Origin of the sequence: Myroides odoratus, from assembly GCF_001549985.1 — a bacterium.
Taxonomy (GTDB): domain Bacteria; phylum Bacteroidota; class Bacteroidia; order Flavobacteriales; family Flavobacteriaceae; genus Flavobacterium; species Flavobacterium odoratum_A.
In genome coordinates this window covers 648676-667941 of record NZ_LROZ01000001.1, presented here as the reverse complement: position 1 = coordinate 667941, position 19266 = coordinate 648676, and the positions used below count along the sequence as shown (strand labels likewise).

Sequence of the window (19266 nt, the reverse complement as noted above, 5' to 3'; positions counted from 1 at the left end):
TAAAATAGAATAATTATAATTTTTATTATTTAAAATGAAAGTAGCAGTAGTAGGCGCTACCGGTATGGTAGGAGAGATTATGCTAAAAGTATTAGCAGAACGCAATTTTCCAGTAACAGAATTAATCCCAGTGGCTTCTGAGAAGTCCGTAGGAAATGAAATAGAGTTTAAAGGAAAGAAGTATACGATACAATCAATGGCCGAAGCTGTAAAGATGAAACCAGAAATTGCTTTGTTCTCTGCTGGTGGGTCTATTTCATTGGAATGGGCTCCTCAATTCGCAGCTGTTGGAACAACGGTTATAGATAATTCATCTGCTTGGAGAATGGATCCCACGAAAAAATTAGTAGTTCCTGAAATTAACGCTTCGAGTTTAACAAAAGAAGATAAAATCATTGCCAATCCCAATTGTTCAACTATTCAAATGGTTATGGCGTTGGCTCCTTTAAATAAAAGATACAAGGTGAAACGCGTGGTTGTTTCTACCTACCAATCCATTACAGGAACTGGAGTGAAAGCCGTAAGACAATTAGAAAATGAATATGAAGGGAAGTCTGGAGAAATGGCTTACCCCTATCCGATCCACCGCAATGCATTGCCTCATTGTGATGTTTTTGAAGATAATGGGTACACCAAAGAAGAAATGAAGTTGGTGAATGAAACCAAGAAAATTTTAGAAGACGATACGGTATTAGTAACGGCAACCGCTGTGCGTATTCCAGTTGTTGGAGGACATAGTGAAGCTGTGAATGTAGCTTTTGAACAAGAGTTTGCTATTGAAGACGTTCGTCGTATTTTGCATGAAACACCTGGAATTGTAGTACAAGATAATACCGACACCCATACGTATCCTATGCCTCTTTATGCACAAGGAAAAGATGAGGTTTTTGTTGGGCGTATCCGCCGAGATGAAACGCAACCCAATACATTAAACATGTGGATTGTATCTGATAACTTGAGAAAAGGAGCCGCGACCAATACGATTCAAATTGCAGAATATTTAGTAGCCAACGGATTAGTGTAAAAAACATACCATTTAGTTATAGGCCAATTAGCTTGCTAATTGGCTTTTTTTATGCTTTTAATGAAGTAATGGATGATACTTTTAGGATAAAAATGACCAAATGGGAATGAAGAATAGAAAAGGAAGGACGTTTTTTTATTACATTAGCGAGGAATAGTCGTTATGTCTATTCTGAACTTTTAATCTTTTTGGGGAATTGATTAAGGGGGTTACAGCATAGCGTTTCAAAAACTTAATTTAAGATAGTAAAGATTGTTGTATGAAAAGAATTTTGTTGGTAGATGATCATCCTCTGATTTTAGAAGGATATCGAATGGCATTGCTGAGTCATGCTGAATTTGCTCAAGGTTATATTTTTGAAAAAGCATTCGATTGTACTGAGGCAAAGCAAAAAATTGATCAAGCAATTGCTCATAAAGAACCCTATGATCTCGCACTTGTGGACTTTTCATTGCCCAAAGGAGAGGAATCGAAATGGGAAGATGGGGGAGATATCATCCGCTATATTAAGACAGAGATGCCTACGTGTCGAACTATTACCATCACGGGACATACAGAGATATTGACAATTTATGATATCGTAAAAAACATTAAACCTACAAGTATTATTGGCAAAAAGGAGATAACACCTCAAGTATTAATTGATGTTGTTCGCTTGGTTATTACGGGACATGATTATCAAAGTCCGTTGGTAAAGAAGTGTCTGGAAGAAATGGTTGCTAAGGAAGTGATGTATGACGATTATAATCGAGCAATTTTGCTGTTATTAGCAAAAGGGCATAAGCTGATTGACTTAGACCAATATGTGCCTTTATCTGCACCAACAATCAAAAAGCGCCTTGCTAAAATGAAAGCGGCTTTTGGTGTACCAGATTCAGCAACCCTCTTGCAAGAAGCAATTAAACAAGGTTTTGTATAAAAAAAAGGCTGTTCCGCGGAACAGCCTTTTGTTATTTAGTTTTTCAAGAAATCCCTTAATACATATTGAAGAATTCCATCATTTTTATAGTATTCAATTTCAATCAGTGAATCGAATCGAGCTAAGGTTTGGAATTTAATCGTTTGATTAGCCTCATTGACTGCGGTTACTTCTACTATTTTATGTGGAGTTAGATTTTCAGCTAGTCCTGTAATAGTATACGTTTCTTTTCCTGTTAATCCTAAGTTTTCTGCAGATTGATTGGGTAAGAACTGCAAAGGAGCAATTCCCATTCCAATTAAGTTACTGCGGTGAATACGCTCAAAACTTTCGGCAATAACCGCTTTAATTCCCAAGAGATAAGCCCCTTTTGCTGCCCAGTCACGAGAAGAACCACTACCATATTCTTTTCCAGCGAGTACAATCAGCGGTGTTTCCGTTTCTTTATACTTCATCGCAGTATCATATACGGTCAACGATTCATTCGTTGGGAAATAGGTACTATATCCTCCTTCGCGTTGTGCTACTTTATTCTTGATGCGGACATTGGCAAACGTTCCTCTCATCATCACCTCATGATTTCCACGTCTAGATCCATAGGAGTTAAAGTCTTCGGGTTTAACCCCTTGTGACAATAAGTATTTCCCTGCTGCTGATTCTTCATTGAAAGAACCTGCAGGTGAAATATGATCTGTAGTTACGGAATCACCTAAGTACAGTAACACACGTGCGCTCGCGATATCTGTTAAAGGTTTAGGTTCTTTCGGAAGGTTTTCAAAGAATGGAGCATGACGAATATAAGTAGAGGATGGATTCCACTCAAAACTAGCGCCTGTTGGAGCATGAAGATTCTTCCAGTTTTCTTCTCCTTCAAAAATTTGATCGTACACTTCTTTAAAGTCTTCGCGTTTTAAAGAGTCGTTGATAACTGCTCTAATTTCTTCATGTGTTGGCCAAATATCTCTTAAATATACAGGCTCTCCATTTGGATCATAATCCAACGGATCCGTCATTAAGTTGATATCCACACGACCTACTAATGCATAGGCAACAACCAGCATAGGTGACATCAAGAAGTTCATTTTTACTTGAGGATGAACCCTTGCTTCAAAGTTTCTATTTCCTGATAATACAGAAGCTACAACCAAATCACCTTGGTGTACGGCTTCTGCAATAGGAGCAGGTAATGGTCCACTATTTCCAATACAAGACGTACAACCATATCCTACAGTGTGGAAGCGCAAAGCTTCTAAATCTTCAGATAGACCTGAACGATCTAAGTAATGTGTAACTACTTTAGATCCTGGGGCTAAACTAGTTTTAACCCATGATTTTGTACGCAATCCGCGTTGTATGGCTTTTCGAGCCACTAATCCAGCACCAATCATTACTTCAGGATTGGATGTATTGGTACAGCTAGTAATTGCTGCAAGCACAATACTACCGTCACTTAATACATATTCTTTGTTTTTCTGTTTGATGCGAACTGCACGCATATTTTCTTTGACTACTTCAGTTCGTTCATTTGTAGGTTTTTCTGCCTGTTTGTATATAAATTCAGTTCCTGATCCTCCTTCTGATAACCAAGCTGATTCACGTCTGTCTTTCACAGATACATAAGCACGATTGTATTCTTCTTCTAATAAAGTAGAGAAAGTTTGATCTAATTCGCGTACTAAGATTTTATCTTGTGGACGTTTTGGACCTGATACTGTTGGTTCTAAGGTGTTTAGATCTAGTTCTACAACAGCAGAATACGTGATGTCTTCTTTACCAGTACGCCATAAAAGATTTTCTTTACAGTATTCTTCTACTAGTTGCACGTGGTTTTCATCGCGGTTGGTTTGACGCATATAGTGTAACGTCTGATTGTCAATAGGGAAGTAGGTAACTGTACATCCAAATTCAGGAGACATATTGGAAATTGTTGCGCGATCAGTTACAGAAAGATGATCTAAACCATCTCCAAAAACTTCTACGAATTTACCTACGACACCTTGTTTGCGCAGTATTTTTGTAATGGATAATACCATATCAGTCGCAGTGGCTCCTTCTGGTATTTTTCCAGTTAGTTTAAGTCCTACAACCTCTGGACAAGTAAAGTATATGGGTTGACCTAGCATCGCTGCTTCTGCCTCAATACCTCCAACTCCCCATGCAATAACTCCAATTCCGTTAACCATAGGGGTGTGAGAATCTGTACCTACTAAAGTATCTGGGAATAACCAACCATCTCTATTGATAACCCCTTTTGCGAGATATTCTAAGTTTACTTGGTGGCAAATACCCATTCCTGGTGGTACAACAGTAAATCCTTTTAATTCTTGTTGTGCCCATTTCAGTAGTTCATAACGTTCGGCATTGCGTTCATATTCTTTGGTTACATTTTCTTTATAGGCGTAATCTGTTCCAAAATAATCCACTTGTACCGAATGGTCAATGACTAAATCAACAGGAATAGCCGGAGTAATTTTCTCTCCATTTTTTCCTTGACGCACATACTCTGCACGTAAAGAAGCTAAATCCACTACGCCAGGAACACCCGTAAAATCTTGCATCAATACACGAGCAGGTTTAAAAGGGATGTCTTTATCCGTAGGTTGAGGTTGCCAGTTGACTAACGTATCGATATGCTCATCTGTAATAGCAAATCCGTCGTGATTTCGCAATACGTTCTCCAATAGAATACGAATTGAAAAAGGCAAACGATGAATGTCTTTGCCCTCATCTTGTAGCTTTTTAAGCGAGGCTATTTTGTAATTCTTCATAATTGTTAGTTTTTCCCAATTTACAAAAAAATAATGGATTCTCTCTGGGAAGAAGAGGGATTTAATCTTAAAATAAATCTAAAATCCCTGAAAGATTCATGATAATTGTCATTTTTAACCCCCTGAGGATGAATTACTTTTACATAACAAAATAGTGAATCATGAAAATCGAACAAATTTATACGGGATGTATAGCGCATGCGGCCTATTATCTTTCAAGTCAAGGCGAAGCGGCCATTTTTGACCCTTTGCGTGATGTACAACCTTATATCAATCGAGCAGCAGAAGATAAAGCCTCAATTAAGTATGTTTTTGAAACGCATTTTCATGCCGATTTTGTGAGTGGACATTTGGACTTGATGCAAAAAACAGGAGCACAAATTGTATTTGGCCCAACCGCATCACCCAATTATGAGGCGATTATTGCAACAGATAACCAAGTGTTTCGTGTAGGAGGGGTAAAAATACAAGTGTTGCATACACCAGGGCATACCATGGAAAGTAGTACATATTTGATTTTTGATGAAGCAGGAGAACCTCATGCTATTATTACTGGAGATACGTTGTTTATTGGAGATGTAGGACGACCTGATTTGGTGCAGTTGGTCAAATCAGAACTGACGCAAGAAAAACTAGCAAGACATTTATATCAGTCGCTACGTCATAAAATTATGCCATTACCCGATCATCTTATCGTTTATCCAAATCATGGAGCGGGAAGTGCATGTGGTAAAAATATGAGCAAGGAAACAACCGATACATTGGGCAATCAGAAAAAAACAAATTATGCCCTTCGCGCTGATATGTCGGAAGATGAGTTTGTGGAAGAGGTATTAACTGGGTTGGCAGTTCCTCCTCAATATTTTCCGAAAAATGTCTTGCTTAATATAGGTGGCTATGAACAGTTAGATGAAGTATTAGATCGCGCATACAAACCATTGACTTTAGCTATGTTTGATGCGATGCTCGCTACAGGAGAAGTGTTTATTTTGGATACTCGATCACCGCAAGACTTTGCTTCAGGGTTTATTCCCCAAAGTATTAATATTGGATTGAATGGTCCTTTTGCAGTATGGGTAGGGGAGTTGATTAAAGATATTCAACAACCAATTGTGTTGATTACGGATCCAGGAAAAGAAGAAGAAAGTATGATTCGCTTATCTCGTGTGGGATACGATCATACAGTTGGATTCTTAGAGGGAGGGATAGATACTTGGAAAAAAGCGAATAGACCTTTACATGAGATTTCACGTTTGACAGCAGAGCAATTAGATGCTTATATCGAAAAGGAGAAACCTATACTGGTTGATGTCCGAAAAGAAAGCGAGTATAAAGCAGAACATTTGGTTTCTTCTGTTTTTGTTTCCTTGAATACATTGGAAGAAAAAATGAACACCTTAGATAAAGAACAAATACAAGTTGTGTATTGTGCAGGAGGATATCGCAGTATGATTGCAGCTTCCATGTTACGAGCACAAGGTTTTTTAAAGGTAGTAGATGTTGTTGGAGGCTTTCAAGCGATCGCCCCTGTAACAACATTAGATAAGACTGCTTTTGTATGTCCTACTTCCTTGTTATAAAATAGTAATTCAGTTGTTTAGACATTCTTGTGGTTCTCTTCAGTTGGATCATAAGAATGGTTATTATGTTTTTAGTTTAAGACAGCTCTCTGTGTGTTTGGGAGCTGTTTTTTTATTTCTCAATGGTACGGAACGTCAAGTTGACTCTTGGATGATGGACGACTTTGGTCGGAGGTAAGCGATGCAACCAAAATGTTTGCGTTTCATCTTTCATGACGAGCAGGTGCCCACTGGCTAAGGTAAATTCAACTTTTTCGGCTGTGGATTTGTGTTTGAAAAAAAATTTTCGCGTCGCCCCTAAACTCAAAGAAGCAATAGCGCCATTTTTCTTTAAATCCTTTTCTCCATCACTGTGCCAAGCCATACCTTCACTTCCATCGTGATACAGGTTTAACAAGCAAGAGTTATACGTTTCTCCTGTTGCTTGTTCAATACGCGTTTTCAATTCCAATAATTCAGGGGTCCACGGTAAAGCAAGTTTGGTTACGTTAGAATAGGTGTAAGGGAAGGCTTGTGAACCATACCAAGCCACTTTGCGCTTTGTGATTACCTTTTTACCAAAGATGATGGCTTCATCATTTTTCCATTCAATATGGTGAAGTAAATGCTCAAAATAGAACGAAGATTCTTCAGCCGTTAAAAGAAAGCCATAGAAGTGAACGGTCCCACCATAAGGCAAGTAATTGTGTTTTGTATCTTCCAAAGAATTAAATAAGTCCATCAGTACTGTTTTTTGATTCGTTATTTCCATATACTTGTGCGCCCTCCCAGCCTATAATAGCCGTTTTACGCGTCGCTCCCCACATATAATTACCAAAGACACCCGAGGATTGAATAACGCGATGACACGGGATTAAAAAGGCTACGGGATTGTTTCCAATCGCTGTACCCACGGCTCTGGATGCTTTTGGATTATCGATCGCTTGTGCAATAGTTCCATACGTAGTTAGTTTTCCCATAGGCACTGCAAGTAAGCTTTGCCAAACTTTGAGTTGGAACTCCGTTCCTTTCAAGTGTAATTTGATTTGATTCAAATCGGGTTTACCTTGTTGAAAGATTTGTAGGGCTTGAAGTTGTAACTGATCGGTTTGCGCTCGAAAGGTAGCCTGAGGGAATTTCGCTTTCAGTTCTTGTAAGGCTACTGCTTCTTCTGCTGTAACAAAGACGAGGTGACAAATCCCTTTTGCCGTTGAAGCAATCAAAATGGGACCAAAAAAACTAGAAGCAAAGCTGTAATTAATGGTCAGTTGCTGTCCCCCATGTTGATACTCTGCGGGTGTCATCCCTTCTAAGGTAATAAACAAATCATGCAAACGACTGGTGCTGGATAAACCTGTTTCAAAGGTGGCATCAAATAAGGTTACTTGTTGCTCCTTGAGTAACCATTTTGCATATTCTAAACTAGTAAATTGTAGGAATTTCTTTGGACTAGTACCTGCCCATGCTGTAAATAAGCGCTGAAAATGCGCTGGACTTAAATGTAAAGCATTCGCAACTTCTTCTAAACGAGGTTGTCTTTTGAAGTTTGTCTGAATGTATTCAATCGCTTCAGCAATACGAGTATAGTTTAAGGTTGCTTCTTTCATAATCTTTGGTTTACAGTGTACGGTTAACGGTTTACAGTGTACGGTTTTTGAATTCATCTTTTCACTTCTCACTTTTCAACTTTACTCCAAAACTAGGTTCATAAAGAGATAGCTTAGGGAGTTGAATAAGGTTCTTTCGAGTTTCCTTCAATACTTCTTGGACTTTCCTTCGACTTTACTAGGACATTCCTTCGATAAATAGGTATATTTTCCTAGTATAATCCAAGCATTGTCCAAGGAATGTCCAACAAAACTACTATAAACCCTTTCCTAATGCACTTCTTACCATTCACTTTTTATACGCTGTCAACTGACAACAAATATCGCTAGGTTTTATCAGTTCTAAAATCCGAAACATGCTAATTTTTAGCGCAAAATGACGTACTACCTGGCAGAAGATCAAAAAGAAAAAAGCTTGAGGGTTACTCAAGCTTTTCTATCAGTTGAAGAAAAATAAATTATTTCTTTTTCTGTAAATCGTATAAATCTAAACGTCTATCCTTCATGATACGAACACTTCCGTGTTCATGTAATTCCTTCAATAAGTCTAGGTTGACATCGACAATTAGCGTCATCTCAGTATTTGGGGTTGCTTCTGCTTTGACTCCATTGGTAGGGAAGGCAAAATCAGAAGGGGTGAATACAGCGGCTTGCGCAAACTGGATGTCCATGTTATTTACTTTTGGTAAGTTACCCACACATCCTGCAATGGCTACATAGCACTCATTTTCAATGGCACGTGCAGCGGCACAGTTGCGAACACGGGTATATCCGTTTTGTGTATCCGTTAAGAAAGGAACAAACAGGATTTCCATTCCTTCTTCTGCAAGTAAACGCGGTAATTCTGGGAATTCCACATCATAACAAACGATAATTCCGATTTTTCCACAATCGGTATCAAAGGTTTGGATGGCTGAGCCTCCTTGCATTCCCCAATAGTGAACCTCATTTGGGGTAATGTGAATTTTCGAATACATTTCATAGGTTCCATCGCGTTTGCAAAGGAAACCAACATTGTATAATGTTCCATCAATGATATACGGCATACTACCGGAGATAATATTGATGTTGTACGAAATAGCAAATTCTTGGAATCGCTTGCGAATAGGTGTCGTATAACGAGCGAGTTCACGAATAGAGTCTGCCTCGGATAAGTGGTTATAGGCAGCCATTAAAGGCGCTGTAAACAACTCCGGGAACATGGCAAAATCACTTTCGTAATCAGATACTGCATTGATAAAAAATTCAGCTTGATCAAAGAATTCCTCTAAATCATTGAATGGACGCATTTGCCATTGAATTAGCCCCAAGCGAACCACACTCTTTTTGGTATTGATGAGCTGTACTTCTTTTTCGTAGTAGATGTTATTCCACTCTAATAAAACAGCATAATCTTTCGATTCTTTATCTCCATCAAGGTAATTGCGCATTAAGCGAACCATGTGAAAGTCATTCGACATTTGGAAGGACATCACAGGGTCATTAATTTCTTTCGCCCTAACTTTTTCTAGGTATTGTTTGGGTGTAAGTTCATTCGCATATTTGGCGTATTTCGGGATTCTTCCTGCAAATACAATCGATTTTAAGTTGAGTTGTTCACACAATTCTTTTCGTGCATCATATAAACGACGACCTAGGCGCAATCCTCTATATTTTGGGTGAATAAAAACGTCAATCCCGTATAAAATATTCCCTTTAGGGTTGTGTGTACTAAAAGAAGAATAACCTGTAATTTGATCGTAATTATGGGTGGACATGGCTTTCTTCTCATCAATGATAATAGAAAGCGCCGATCCTACAACAATATCATCCACTAAAACGACCAACTGTCCTTCTGGGAAAATACTCAGTAGGTTTTCTATCTCACTTTTATTCCAATAAGGGTCTTCCATTCCCGTATAGGATTCAAGCATTGAATTTTTAAGCTCCAAATAATCGTCAAGTTGGAGGTTGCGAAGTTCAATCTTGTTAATTGTAGTATCCATGAATTTTTTATTGCAAATTACAAATAATACTTGTAATAAGTAAATATTTTAGAAGGTAAATGGGGATAACCCCTTGGGTTTGGTGTGTTTTTTGCTAAAAAATAATGAGAGATTATTTAATTTAAAAAGACAGATTATGAGTTCACTACGAAACCGCGTTCAACTAATCGGACGAGCAGGGCAAAATGCCGAAATTATCGTTTTTGGTTCGGATAAAAAACGAGCTACTTTTTCTATTGCAGTCAATGAGTTTTACTTCAATGACAAAGGAGAAAAGATTGAAAATGTACAATGGCATAATGTTGTCGCTTGGGGCAAACTAGCAGATATTGCTGAAAAATATGTTGTAAAAGGGAAAGAAGTTGCTATTGAGGGGAAATTGGTGAATCGATCATATGAGGATAAGGAAAACAACAAAAGATACATCACGGAAATCGTTGTTTCGGAGTTGCTTTTTTAGCTGATGAAGAAAGGATTAAAACGGAATTAGAGGTTGTTTTATAGGATAAATAACCTCTTTTTTTGCAAAAAGACTTATCTTGCTCAAGATTAATTTAAATGGATAATCTTTTGAGTCAAATATTAGTAATAGAAGACGATATTCGCGTTGCAGAATTGCTTCAACGCAGCTTGCAAGATCAGAACTTTGCTGTGGATGTAGCTTATGATGGCTATATGGGAAAGAAATTGGCCCTACAGAAAAAGTACCAGTTGATTATTACCGATGTCATCCTGCCAAAAATTAATGGAATTGATTTGTGTAAGGAACTCAAACAAACCTTGCCCAATACGCCCATTATTATGTTGACCGCCTTAGGAACAACCGATGATAAAGTAGAAGGATTTGATGCAGGAGCGGATGATTATTTGGTAAAACCTTTTGAATTAAGAGAACTCTATGTACGCATTCGTGCCTTGTTGAAACGCTTTGAAAATGCTACAGAAACCAATAATCCAATTTTAAAATATGCCGACTTAGAGATTGATTTAAATCAGAAAACATTCAAACGGGCAGGACAAGAAATTCACTTGACCCCCAAAGAATTTAATTTGATGCAATTCATGATGGAAAACCCAGAGCGCGTCTTATCGCGTACGGAGATTTCGGAAAAAGTATGGGATACTCATTTTGATACAGGAACGAACTTTATTGATGTGTACATCAATTATCTAAGAAAGAAGATTGAACTCGATGCGAATAACAAATTGATTCATACGAAATCGGGTATGGGCTTTATCTTGCAACGTCATGAGAATTAAAACGAGACTTACGCTGCTATTTACGTTGTTGGTGGCCTCGATATTATTGGTTTTCGCTAGTGTTATTTATTGGTCTTCCTCCAAGAGCAGAGAAGTTGAATTTTATGAAGAATTGGAAAAAGAAGCAATTACGAAAGCGAAACTCTTTTTAGAAGCTCAAGTAAAACCAACGACTTTGCATAAAATTTACCTCAACAATAGTGAAATTATCAATGAGGTTGAGGTGGCTGTTTATGATTATGATTTCAACTTGTTGTATCACGATGCAGAAGAAATTGATCGGGTGAAGGAAACCAAAGAAATGATTAGAAGTATCATTGATAAAGGAAGTTTACATTATACGCAAGAAGATTGGCAAGTTATCGGAGTGACGTATTCCTTTAATGATCAAAACTATATTGTTACGGCTACAGCATATGATGAATATGGTTACACCAAGTTGCAAAACTTGTTTGTTACCATTGTAGTTTTGGTTGTAATTTCGCTCTTAGTCATCTATTTTGTGGGGTTGTTTTTTGCAGATAAAGTATTGCTGCCCATCAAGAAGATGAATGATGAGGTGAATCAAATCACAGCTACAAATTTAGATTTGCGCATTAGCACAGAAAAAAATAAAGACGAACTAGGGGCTTTGGCCAATACGTTTAATGAGATGCTGAATCGCTTAGAGAATTCCTTTGATTCTCAAAAGCAATTTGTATCTAATATTTCACATGAGTTACGAACGCCATTAGCAGCTATTATTGCGGAACTTGAATTAGCCTTAAGTAAGGAACAAAATCAAGCCTATTATATTCAGACAATTCAGAACGCCCTAAACGATTCACAAAAAATCGTGCGTTTATCCAATAGTTTATTAGACTTTGCTAAAGCAAGTTATGACCCAACGGAAATTGTATTTAAATCAATTCGCGTGGATGAGGTAATCTTAGATGCTTGTCAGAAGTTGCAAAAAATGGATGCGTCGTACAAATTTAATTTTGTCATTGATGAATCGGTCACCAGTGAAGAGATGATGATGGTACATGCTAATCCTTATCTTTTGGAGGTAGCCTTGGTTAACTTACTTGAAAATGCGTGTAAGTTCTCGGAGCAGAAAGCTTGTACGATTCAAGTGAAATATGAAGATTATCACTTAGTCGTTCAAGTGATTGACCAGGGAATCGGTATTGCGGAGGAGGATTTAGAATCTATTTTTGTGCCTTTTTATCGCGGTAAAAACCAACACTACAAAGAGGGAAATGGCATTGGTCTTCCCTTGACGAATAAAATTATCAAGCTACATAAAGGAACGTTGCATGTCGACTCTCAAGTAGGAGAAGGAACGACATTTACGATTCAATTTTAACTCATCAAGCGCTTACTGTACAGTAGGCGCTTTTTTTTTCTAATAGAATTCTAATTTTTTTCTAAAGGCTTTCTAATAGTCGCCAAGCCTCATTACATCTACTTTTGTCCCATCAAAAAAAATAAATGATGGACACAGAATCCTTTCGAAGAAAAGAATGTTAACTGTCCTACTGCTTGTTTATAACGGAGTTTGTATGCACGAAGTAGGAGCAAAAAAATGAAGTTATGGCAATTACAGTATTTATTTTAAGATTATTACTTGCTTTTGTTTTAGGAGCGTTAATTGGTGCTGAGCGCCAAGTAAGACAAAAAAGTGCGGGATTGAGAACCAATACGCTGGTTTGTATTGGAGCAGCAGGCTTTGTATTGATGTCGTATCAAATTGGAGGAACTGCTGTAGGGCGTGTTGCTTCTTATGTGGTAAGTGGAATTGGTTTTTTAGGAGCTGGCGTGATTATGAAGGATGGATTCAGCATCCGCGGTTTGAATACAGCAGCAACGATTTGGTGCTCCGCTTCGGTTGGCTCGATGTGTGGAGTAGGTTTATGGCAAGAAGCAATCGTCATGACTATTTTAATTGTAGGTGCACACTTATTGTTGCGTCCAATTGGAAGTTTAATGAATAAGCTGTCCTTTGAAACAGAAAGTGATTCCTCCGAAGTATTTTACGAAATCATCGTGGGGTGTAAAGAGCAAGTAGAGAATGATATTCGTGTGATGGTGCTAAAGCACTTAAAAGCTCAAAAAGAATTGCAAATGCGTTCGTTAAAAAGTTCAGATAATGGCAACCCTGCCTTTTCCTATCTCAAATTTGAGGTGTACTGTATCGGACGTAAGGATGATATTTTAGAACAGATTACACAAAAAGTTTCTTTAGAATTTGGGGTGTCTGAAGTTTCATGGGAGTTAATTACATACTAATCGTTAAAAAGGAATGTCATGAGAACAATGAAGTACGAACACACCAGTTTACGCAAAATCGCACAAGATTTTCAAGGAGTAGATCAAATGATGAAAATGCTTCCTGTCTTGAAAAAGATGCCCATTATTGATGTGAGTGAGGCGCTTTCTTTGATGGATACAAAAGAATTGTTTATCATTTTACGCGAATTTCCATTAGAGCATCAAGCGGAAATCTTTGCCGCTTTTCCCTTAGTCAAACAGCTATCTGTTTTTCAGCAGTTGAGTATGAAGCGCTTTGCTCGATTATTTGAGCAAATGCCCTCCGAAGATCGCGCTGATTTATTTCAAATTTTAACGCAGCAGGAACAAATTGATTTGTTGCCATTTTTGACGAAACAAGTACGAGAGAATGTATTGGCTTTGAGCTCTTATCCGGAAGATACCGCAGGTGGAATTATGAGTACAGATTTTGCCACGGTTAGTAAGGATATGACTTGTTTTGAAGCGATTCACAAAGTACGCCAAGATGCGCCCTCTAAGAAAACGATTTATTACATCTATGTAGTCAATGAAGACCAAACCTTATTGGGATTTATTACCCTAAAGGATTTAATTATAGCAGAACCACATCAATTGGCTGAAGAAGAATTACACCGTGATTTTGTTTTTGGGTATGTCGATGAAGATAATGAAGCAGTTGCGGCTAAGATCGACAAATACGAATTAGTAGCCTTGCCTATTCTCAATCGCAAGAAGCAGTTGGTGGGGATTGTAACCCATGATGATGCTTTAGATATTATTCAGGCGGAACACACAGAAGACATGCAAAAATTTATGGGCGTGATGGGAAGTAGTGAAGATGCAGATTATGAGCAAACTTCTGTTTTCAATCACTTTAAAAAACGCGTGTTTTGGTTGGTAACTTTAGCTATCGTTGGGTTAATATCTGGGTTAATCATTCACAATTTTGAAGGCGCTCTTGCGCAAATGGTCATTCTCGCTATTTATATGCCTATGGTGGCAGATGCTGGTGGAAATGCTGGAAGTCAGTCTGCAACGGTAGTTGTACGAGCAATAGCACTAGGGCAAATAACAGTAAAATCATGGATGCTTGTGTTGTGGAAAGAAATGAAAATCGGATTAATGTTAGCCTTGTGTTTAGGTGTGTTAGCTTTTAGTAAAGTTGTCCTGTTGAGTTGGGAAACGGAATCGCCAGAAGCGTTTAACTTGTGGGTTATTGGTGCAGTGATTACAGTGGCTTTGTTTTTGCAAGTTATAGGTTCTACTGTCATTGGAGCTGCTTTGCCGCTGCTTGTAAAGAAAATGGGGGCTGATCCAGCTGTGGTAGCAAGTCCAGCTATTCGAACCATTGTCAATATCCTCGGACTGTTAATCTATTTTGGTTTGGCCGCTTATGTTTTTGATTTGCACTAAGTATTCTACATGTAAACAGGACTATAAAATAGAATAAAATGAAGAAAGGACGGTTTCGTTGTGATTTGACCCCTTATGGGTAATGGATAGTTGTTTTTATTGTTAAATAAACGTAATGTATTATTATAATAATAAAAATTATAGCTTAAAATTTCGTAAATTAAGAAAATATTATAAAGTAAAAATTTTAAAACAATCATAATGGCAAAAAAAGTACAAATAGCAGGAGTTCTAGGCTTGAGTATCTTATTGAGTTTTTGCTCGGATAAAAAAGAACAAACGAGTGACGTTACACCCTACGAAGTGCATAATCAGGTCATTTCTTTGACAGAAAATTCAAACCTCAAAGACAGAATTAAGGTAACAGAAGTAGAAGTGGAAGATTTTACCTTCGATTTAGTCACTGCAGGTTTAGTAAAAGCAATACCGAACCATTATGCGGAGATTGCTTCTCCTTTTTCAGGGAGAATTATCAAATCGTTTATCAAATTAGGGCAAAAAGTAAGTGTGAATCAACCGTTATTTGAGGTGTCATCACCAGATTATTTTGAAGCACAAAAAGATTACTTTGATTCCAAACAAGAATACAAACAAACGTCTTTGAATTTAAAAAGACAAGCAGACCTATTAGCGAATGGCGTTGGAGTTCTTCAAGAGTATGAAGAAGCTGAAACGGAAAATTCAATAGCAAAAGCCGCTTTTGACAATGCTACTGCAGCCATCAAAATATACAATGTTCAACCCACCTCTTTGGTGTTAGGACAGCCGTTAATTGTGCGTTCTCCTATTGAGGGAGAAGTATTGGAAAACAATATTGTATTAGGACAATACATCAATGACGATGCGGATCCCGTAGTTAAAATTGCCGCATTGAACAAAATTTGGATTATAGGAAAAGTCAAAGAAAAAGATATCCAACATTTGACGAAATTGAATAAAGTTCAAATTGAGTTATCTGCTTATCCAGGTGAACCTATCGAGGGAACTATTTACCATGTGAATGAAATTGTAGATGAAGAAACGAGAAGTATTGATGTGTTGATTGACGTGAATAATAATGAACGCAAGCTAAAACCGGGTATGTATGTGAATGTACGTTTCATTGATCAACCAGAAAAAGTGATTTTGGTACCCTCAAGAGCCGTATTGCAAGGAGAAGATGATTCTTTCGTTTTTGTTGAAGTAGCACCACACGAATACATCCGCAAAAATGTAGTCATCGGTGGGGTTTCTGGTAATCAGACCGTTATATTGTCTGGGTTAGCAAAAGGAGACAAAATTGTAAGCGAAGGGGGTATTTACTTACCACAGTTGTAGTAATCCTATAAAACAGCAAAAAAATGAAAAAAAATATAATAGATATAGCTATACACAAAAGATGGCTTGTTGCTGCTTTGTTTGGCTTACTGTGTATCTTCGGTTATTATTCTTGGAAGCAATTATCCATAGAAGCGTATCCTGATATCGCAGATACAACCTCACAAGTCGTGACGCAAGTACCAGGTTTAGCTGCGGAAGAAATTGAATTACAGATTACAATTCCCATTGAGCGTGCACTAAATGGAATGCCAGGTATGCACGTTATGCGTAGTAATAGTACGTTCGGGTTATCCATGATTACCCTTGTTTTTGAGGATGGGGTAGATGATTATTTTGCTCGTCAACGTATTCAAGAACGTTTAAATGCAGTAGAGCTTCCTTATGAAGCTATTCCTGAATTAGACCCCTTAACCTCGCCAATTGGAGAAGTCTATCGTTATATTATCGAAGGGGACGGTTATAGTTTGCGCGAGCTCACGGATATTCAAAACTTTATCATTATTCCAAAATTAAATCAAGTTTCAGGTGTAGCAGAGGTAACAAATTTTGGAGGGATTACGACTCAATTTCAAATTGAATTAGACCCACATAAATTAGAACAATACGATTTATCGTTAAGTGATGTAACGGAAACAATTGAAGAAAACAACGTAAACTCGGGAGGAAGTGTGTTGACACGAGGAGATTTAGGGTATGTTGTTCGCGGAATTGGCTTGGTGAAAGATTTAGAAGACTTAGGGAAAATTGTGGTTAAAGCGGATAATGGTATTCCCATTTTCTTAAAAGATCTAGGGCGTTTAAAATATGGAAATGTTGAACGCAAAGGGGTTTTAGGCTATTCTGATAAAGAGCGTAATTATTCCGATAGTATTGAAGGGATTGTACTGTTGTTAAAGGGAGAAAATCCATCGGTAGTATTGGAGAAAATCCACCAATATGTGGATGAATTAAACAACGAATTACTGCCAGAAGGCGTTAAGATTCACACGTTTTTAGACCGTACAGAATTAGTAGATACAACACTACATACCGTATCAACAACGTTGATTGAGGGAATTAGCTTAGTTATTATTGTATTAATTGTATTTTTAGGTAGTTGGAGAGGAGCTTTATTAGTAGCCATTACGATTCCGGTGTCTTTGTTGTTTGCATTTATTCTGATGCATTTTACGGATATTCCAGCAAACTTATTGTCTTTAGGAGCAATTGACTTTGGTATTATTGTCGATGGCGCTATTGTGATGATGGAGTCCATTCTCAAGAAGCGAGAAGATAATCCGAACGAGGAACTGAAGGAGAAATCAATTGCACAACGTACGAAAGAAGTAGCAAAGCCTGTATTTTTTGCGACAATTATCATTATCACGGCCTATTTGCCTCTTTTTGCTTTTGAACGTGTAGAAAAGAAACTATTTACGCCTATGGCATTTACCGTGGGATTTGCTTTGTTGGGTGCTCTTTTAGTGGCATTATTCTTAATTCCAGGACTAGCGTATGCAGTGTATAAAAAACCAAGAAAGATATATCACAATAAGTGGTTGGAAAAACTAACGGGATTGTATCATAATCGCATTGCAAAGATTATGAAAAGACCAAAACAAGTGTTTTTACCTCTTGCTATTGTATTGGTGATAACAGTTGGATTAACGGTAAAAGTGGGGAAAGACTTTTTACCGCCTTTGGATGAAGGATCTATCTGGTTACAAGTGACTTTACCACCAGGAATTTCCTTGGAGAAATCCAAAGAGATGAGTGATACACTACGTGCGCGAACAATGAAATATGAAGAGGTAACTTATGTAATGGTACAAGCAGGGCGAAATGATGACGGTACCGACCCATTTACACCGTCTCATTTTGAGTGTTCTATTGGTATTAAACCTTATAAAGAATGGCCAAGGGGCAAAACGAAAAATGATTTAATTGAGGAGTTGGCGGCAGAATATGAATCGCTTCCTGGTTTTACAGTAGGATTCGCACAGCCCATGATTGATGGTGTAATGGATAAGATTTCTGGAGCGCATAGTGAATTAGTGGTGAAAGTTTATGGAGAAGATTTTCATGAAACGAGACGTATTGCCAATGAGGTTCTGGGAACATTAAAAACAGTAGATGGGGCCGTAGATTTAGCGATTGATCAAGAACCACCTTTACCACAATTACAAATTCATGCAAATCGTGATAAAATTGCGCAATATGGATTGAATGTAGCGGATGTAGCGGAATTGATAGAAGTTGCTATTGGTGGAAAAGCCATTTCTCAAATTTTTATTGGCAATAAGGTCTATGATATTAGTGCACGTTATACGGAAGAAAGTAGAAATACACCAGAGAAGATTGCCAATTTGATGTTGACTTCGAGTAGTGGAGCGAAGATTCCGTTGTCACAAGTGGCGGATGTAAAAACCAGTACCGGAGAGAGTACCATTACACGTGAAATGAACAGACGTCATTTAACTGTAAAATTAAACGTTCGTAATCGCGATTTAGGTTCTTTATTGAAAGAAGCGCAGCAAAAAATAGAGGATAATATTACGTATGACCACGGCAAATTCCACATTGAATGGGGAGGACAATTTGAAAATCAAAACCGTGCATATAATCGTTTGGCAATTATCGTTCCGCTTACCTTGTGTTTGATGTTTGTATTGCTATATGGTGCATTTGGCCAATTCAGACAAGCAGGATTATTGATGGTTGTGGTTCCTTTAGCTCTTTTTGGAGGTATGTTAGCCTTGAATGTGAGAGGTATGTCCTTGAACGTGTCTTCAGCCGTTGGATTTATTGCATTATTTGGGGTTGCTATTCAGAATGGAGTAATTATGATTTCTTATATCAATGACTTACGCAAGAAAGGACATGCTTTGCTAGAATCCGTTTTGTTGGGGGCTGAGCAACGATTTAGACCGGTATTAATGACTGCCACAGTAGCGATTTTAGGGTTATTCCCTGCTTCTATGGCAACGGGAATTGGTTCAGACGTTCAACGTCCATTAGCGACAGTAATTGTATATGGATTGTTATTCGCTACTATTTTAACCCTCTTTGTATTGCCTGCTTTGTATTATTTAGTGGAACGTAAATGGGGGAAAGACAGTGACTTTGTGAAAGTAGAAGAAACAGAAGAAAACTAGCAT

The 19266-nt window shown here is 37.8% G+C and carries 14 protein-coding genes; 10 read left to right on the top strand and 4 right to left on the bottom strand.

Translation table 11 applies throughout. The features are described 5' to 3' along the window. Nucleotides 1–34 precede the first annotated feature (34 nt). Both AWV75_RS03110 and AWV75_RS03105 read left to right on the top strand, forming a co-directional pair. Entirely contained in the window at nt 35–1024 is a 990-nt protein-coding gene (locus AWV75_RS03110) for an aspartate-semialdehyde dehydrogenase (RefSeq protein WP_060872961.1), read from the top strand. 259 nt (nt 1025–1283) lie between these two features. Then, entirely contained in the window at nt 1284–1943 is a 660-nt protein-coding gene (locus AWV75_RS03105; protein WP_060872960.1) for a response regulator, read from the top strand. Between the two features lie 35 nt (nt 1944–1978). On the opposite strand, the gene acnA is transcribed toward AWV75_RS03105, so the two are convergent. Continuing rightward, nucleotides 1979–4711 (bottom strand): aconitate hydratase AcnA, encoded by a 2733-nt coding sequence (gene acnA, locus AWV75_RS03100; RefSeq protein WP_060872959.1) that lies wholly within the window; start codon nt 4709–4711, stop codon nt 1979–1981. A 161-nt stretch (nt 4712–4872) separates the two neighbouring features. Between acnA and AWV75_RS03095 the strand changes: the two genes are divergently transcribed. After that, on the top strand, nt 4873–6291 hold the full coding sequence (locus AWV75_RS03095) for an MBL fold metallo-hydrolase (RefSeq protein ID WP_060872958.1): 1419 nt from the start codon (nt 4873–4875) through the stop codon (nt 6289–6291). A 112-nt stretch (nt 6292–6403) separates the two neighbouring features. Here AWV75_RS03095 and AWV75_RS03090 read toward each other — a convergent pair whose 3' ends face one another. The 3 genes from AWV75_RS03090 to AWV75_RS03080 all read right to left on the bottom strand — a co-directional run bounded on the left by AWV75_RS03090 (nt 6404) and on the right by AWV75_RS03080 (nt 9862). Further along, complete coding sequence (locus AWV75_RS03090; RefSeq protein ID WP_060873004.1) at nt 6404–7012, bottom strand: alpha-ketoglutarate-dependent dioxygenase AlkB family protein; 609 nt, start codon at nt 7010–7012, stop codon at nt 6404–6406. Next, on the bottom strand, nt 6999–7877 hold the full coding sequence (locus AWV75_RS03085; RefSeq protein ID WP_060873003.1) for a methylated-DNA--[protein]-cysteine S-methyltransferase: 879 nt from the start codon (nt 7875–7877) through the stop codon (nt 6999–7001). The genes AWV75_RS03090 and AWV75_RS03085 overlap by 14 nt, the downstream gene beginning before the upstream one ends. Before the next feature lie 458 nt (nt 7878–8335). Continuing rightward, nucleotides 8336–9862, bottom strand: coding sequence for a GNAT family N-acetyltransferase (locus AWV75_RS03080; protein WP_060872957.1), 1527 nt, complete (start codon nt 9860–9862; stop codon nt 8336–8338). Nucleotides 9863–9998: 136 nt separating this feature from the next. On the opposite strand from AWV75_RS03080, the gene AWV75_RS03075 reads away from it, so the two are divergent. From AWV75_RS03075 to AWV75_RS03045, 7 genes are all read left to right on the top strand, one after another. Further along, entirely contained in the window at nt 9999–10322 is a 324-nt protein-coding gene (locus AWV75_RS03075) for a single-stranded DNA-binding protein (protein WP_060872956.1), read from the top strand. 98 nt (nt 10323–10420) lie between these two features. Then, a complete protein-coding gene (locus AWV75_RS03070) occupies nt 10421–11122 on the top strand; it encodes a response regulator transcription factor (RefSeq protein WP_060872955.1) in 702 nt (233 codons plus the stop codon). Then, nucleotides 11112–12470: a sensor histidine kinase gene (locus AWV75_RS03065; protein WP_060872954.1), complete on the top strand. Its 1359-nt coding sequence runs from the start codon at nt 11112–11114 to the stop codon at nt 12468–12470. The genes AWV75_RS03070 and AWV75_RS03065 overlap by 11 nt, the downstream gene beginning before the upstream one ends. A gap of 227 nt (nt 12471–12697) precedes the next feature. Beyond that, the gene (locus AWV75_RS03060; RefSeq protein WP_060872953.1) at nt 12698–13393 is read left to right on the top strand and encodes an MgtC/SapB family protein; all 696 of its coding nucleotides are present in this window, start codon (nt 12698–12700) and stop codon (nt 13391–13393) included. A gap of 18 nt (nt 13394–13411) precedes the next feature. Beyond that, complete coding sequence (mgtE, locus tag AWV75_RS03055) at nt 13412–14809, top strand: magnesium transporter (protein WP_060872952.1); 1398 nt, start codon at nt 13412–13414, stop codon at nt 14807–14809. A gap of 201 nt (nt 14810–15010) precedes the next feature. Further along, nucleotides 15011–16126: an efflux RND transporter periplasmic adaptor subunit gene (locus tag AWV75_RS03050; protein ID WP_060872951.1), complete on the top strand. Its 1116-nt coding sequence runs from the start codon at nt 15011–15013 to the stop codon at nt 16124–16126. 23 nt (nt 16127–16149) lie between these two features. Next, nucleotides 16150–19263: an efflux RND transporter permease subunit gene (locus AWV75_RS03045; protein ID WP_060872950.1), complete on the top strand. Its 3114-nt coding sequence runs from the start codon at nt 16150–16152 to the stop codon at nt 19261–19263. Nucleotides 19264–19266: the final 3 nt, after the last annotated feature.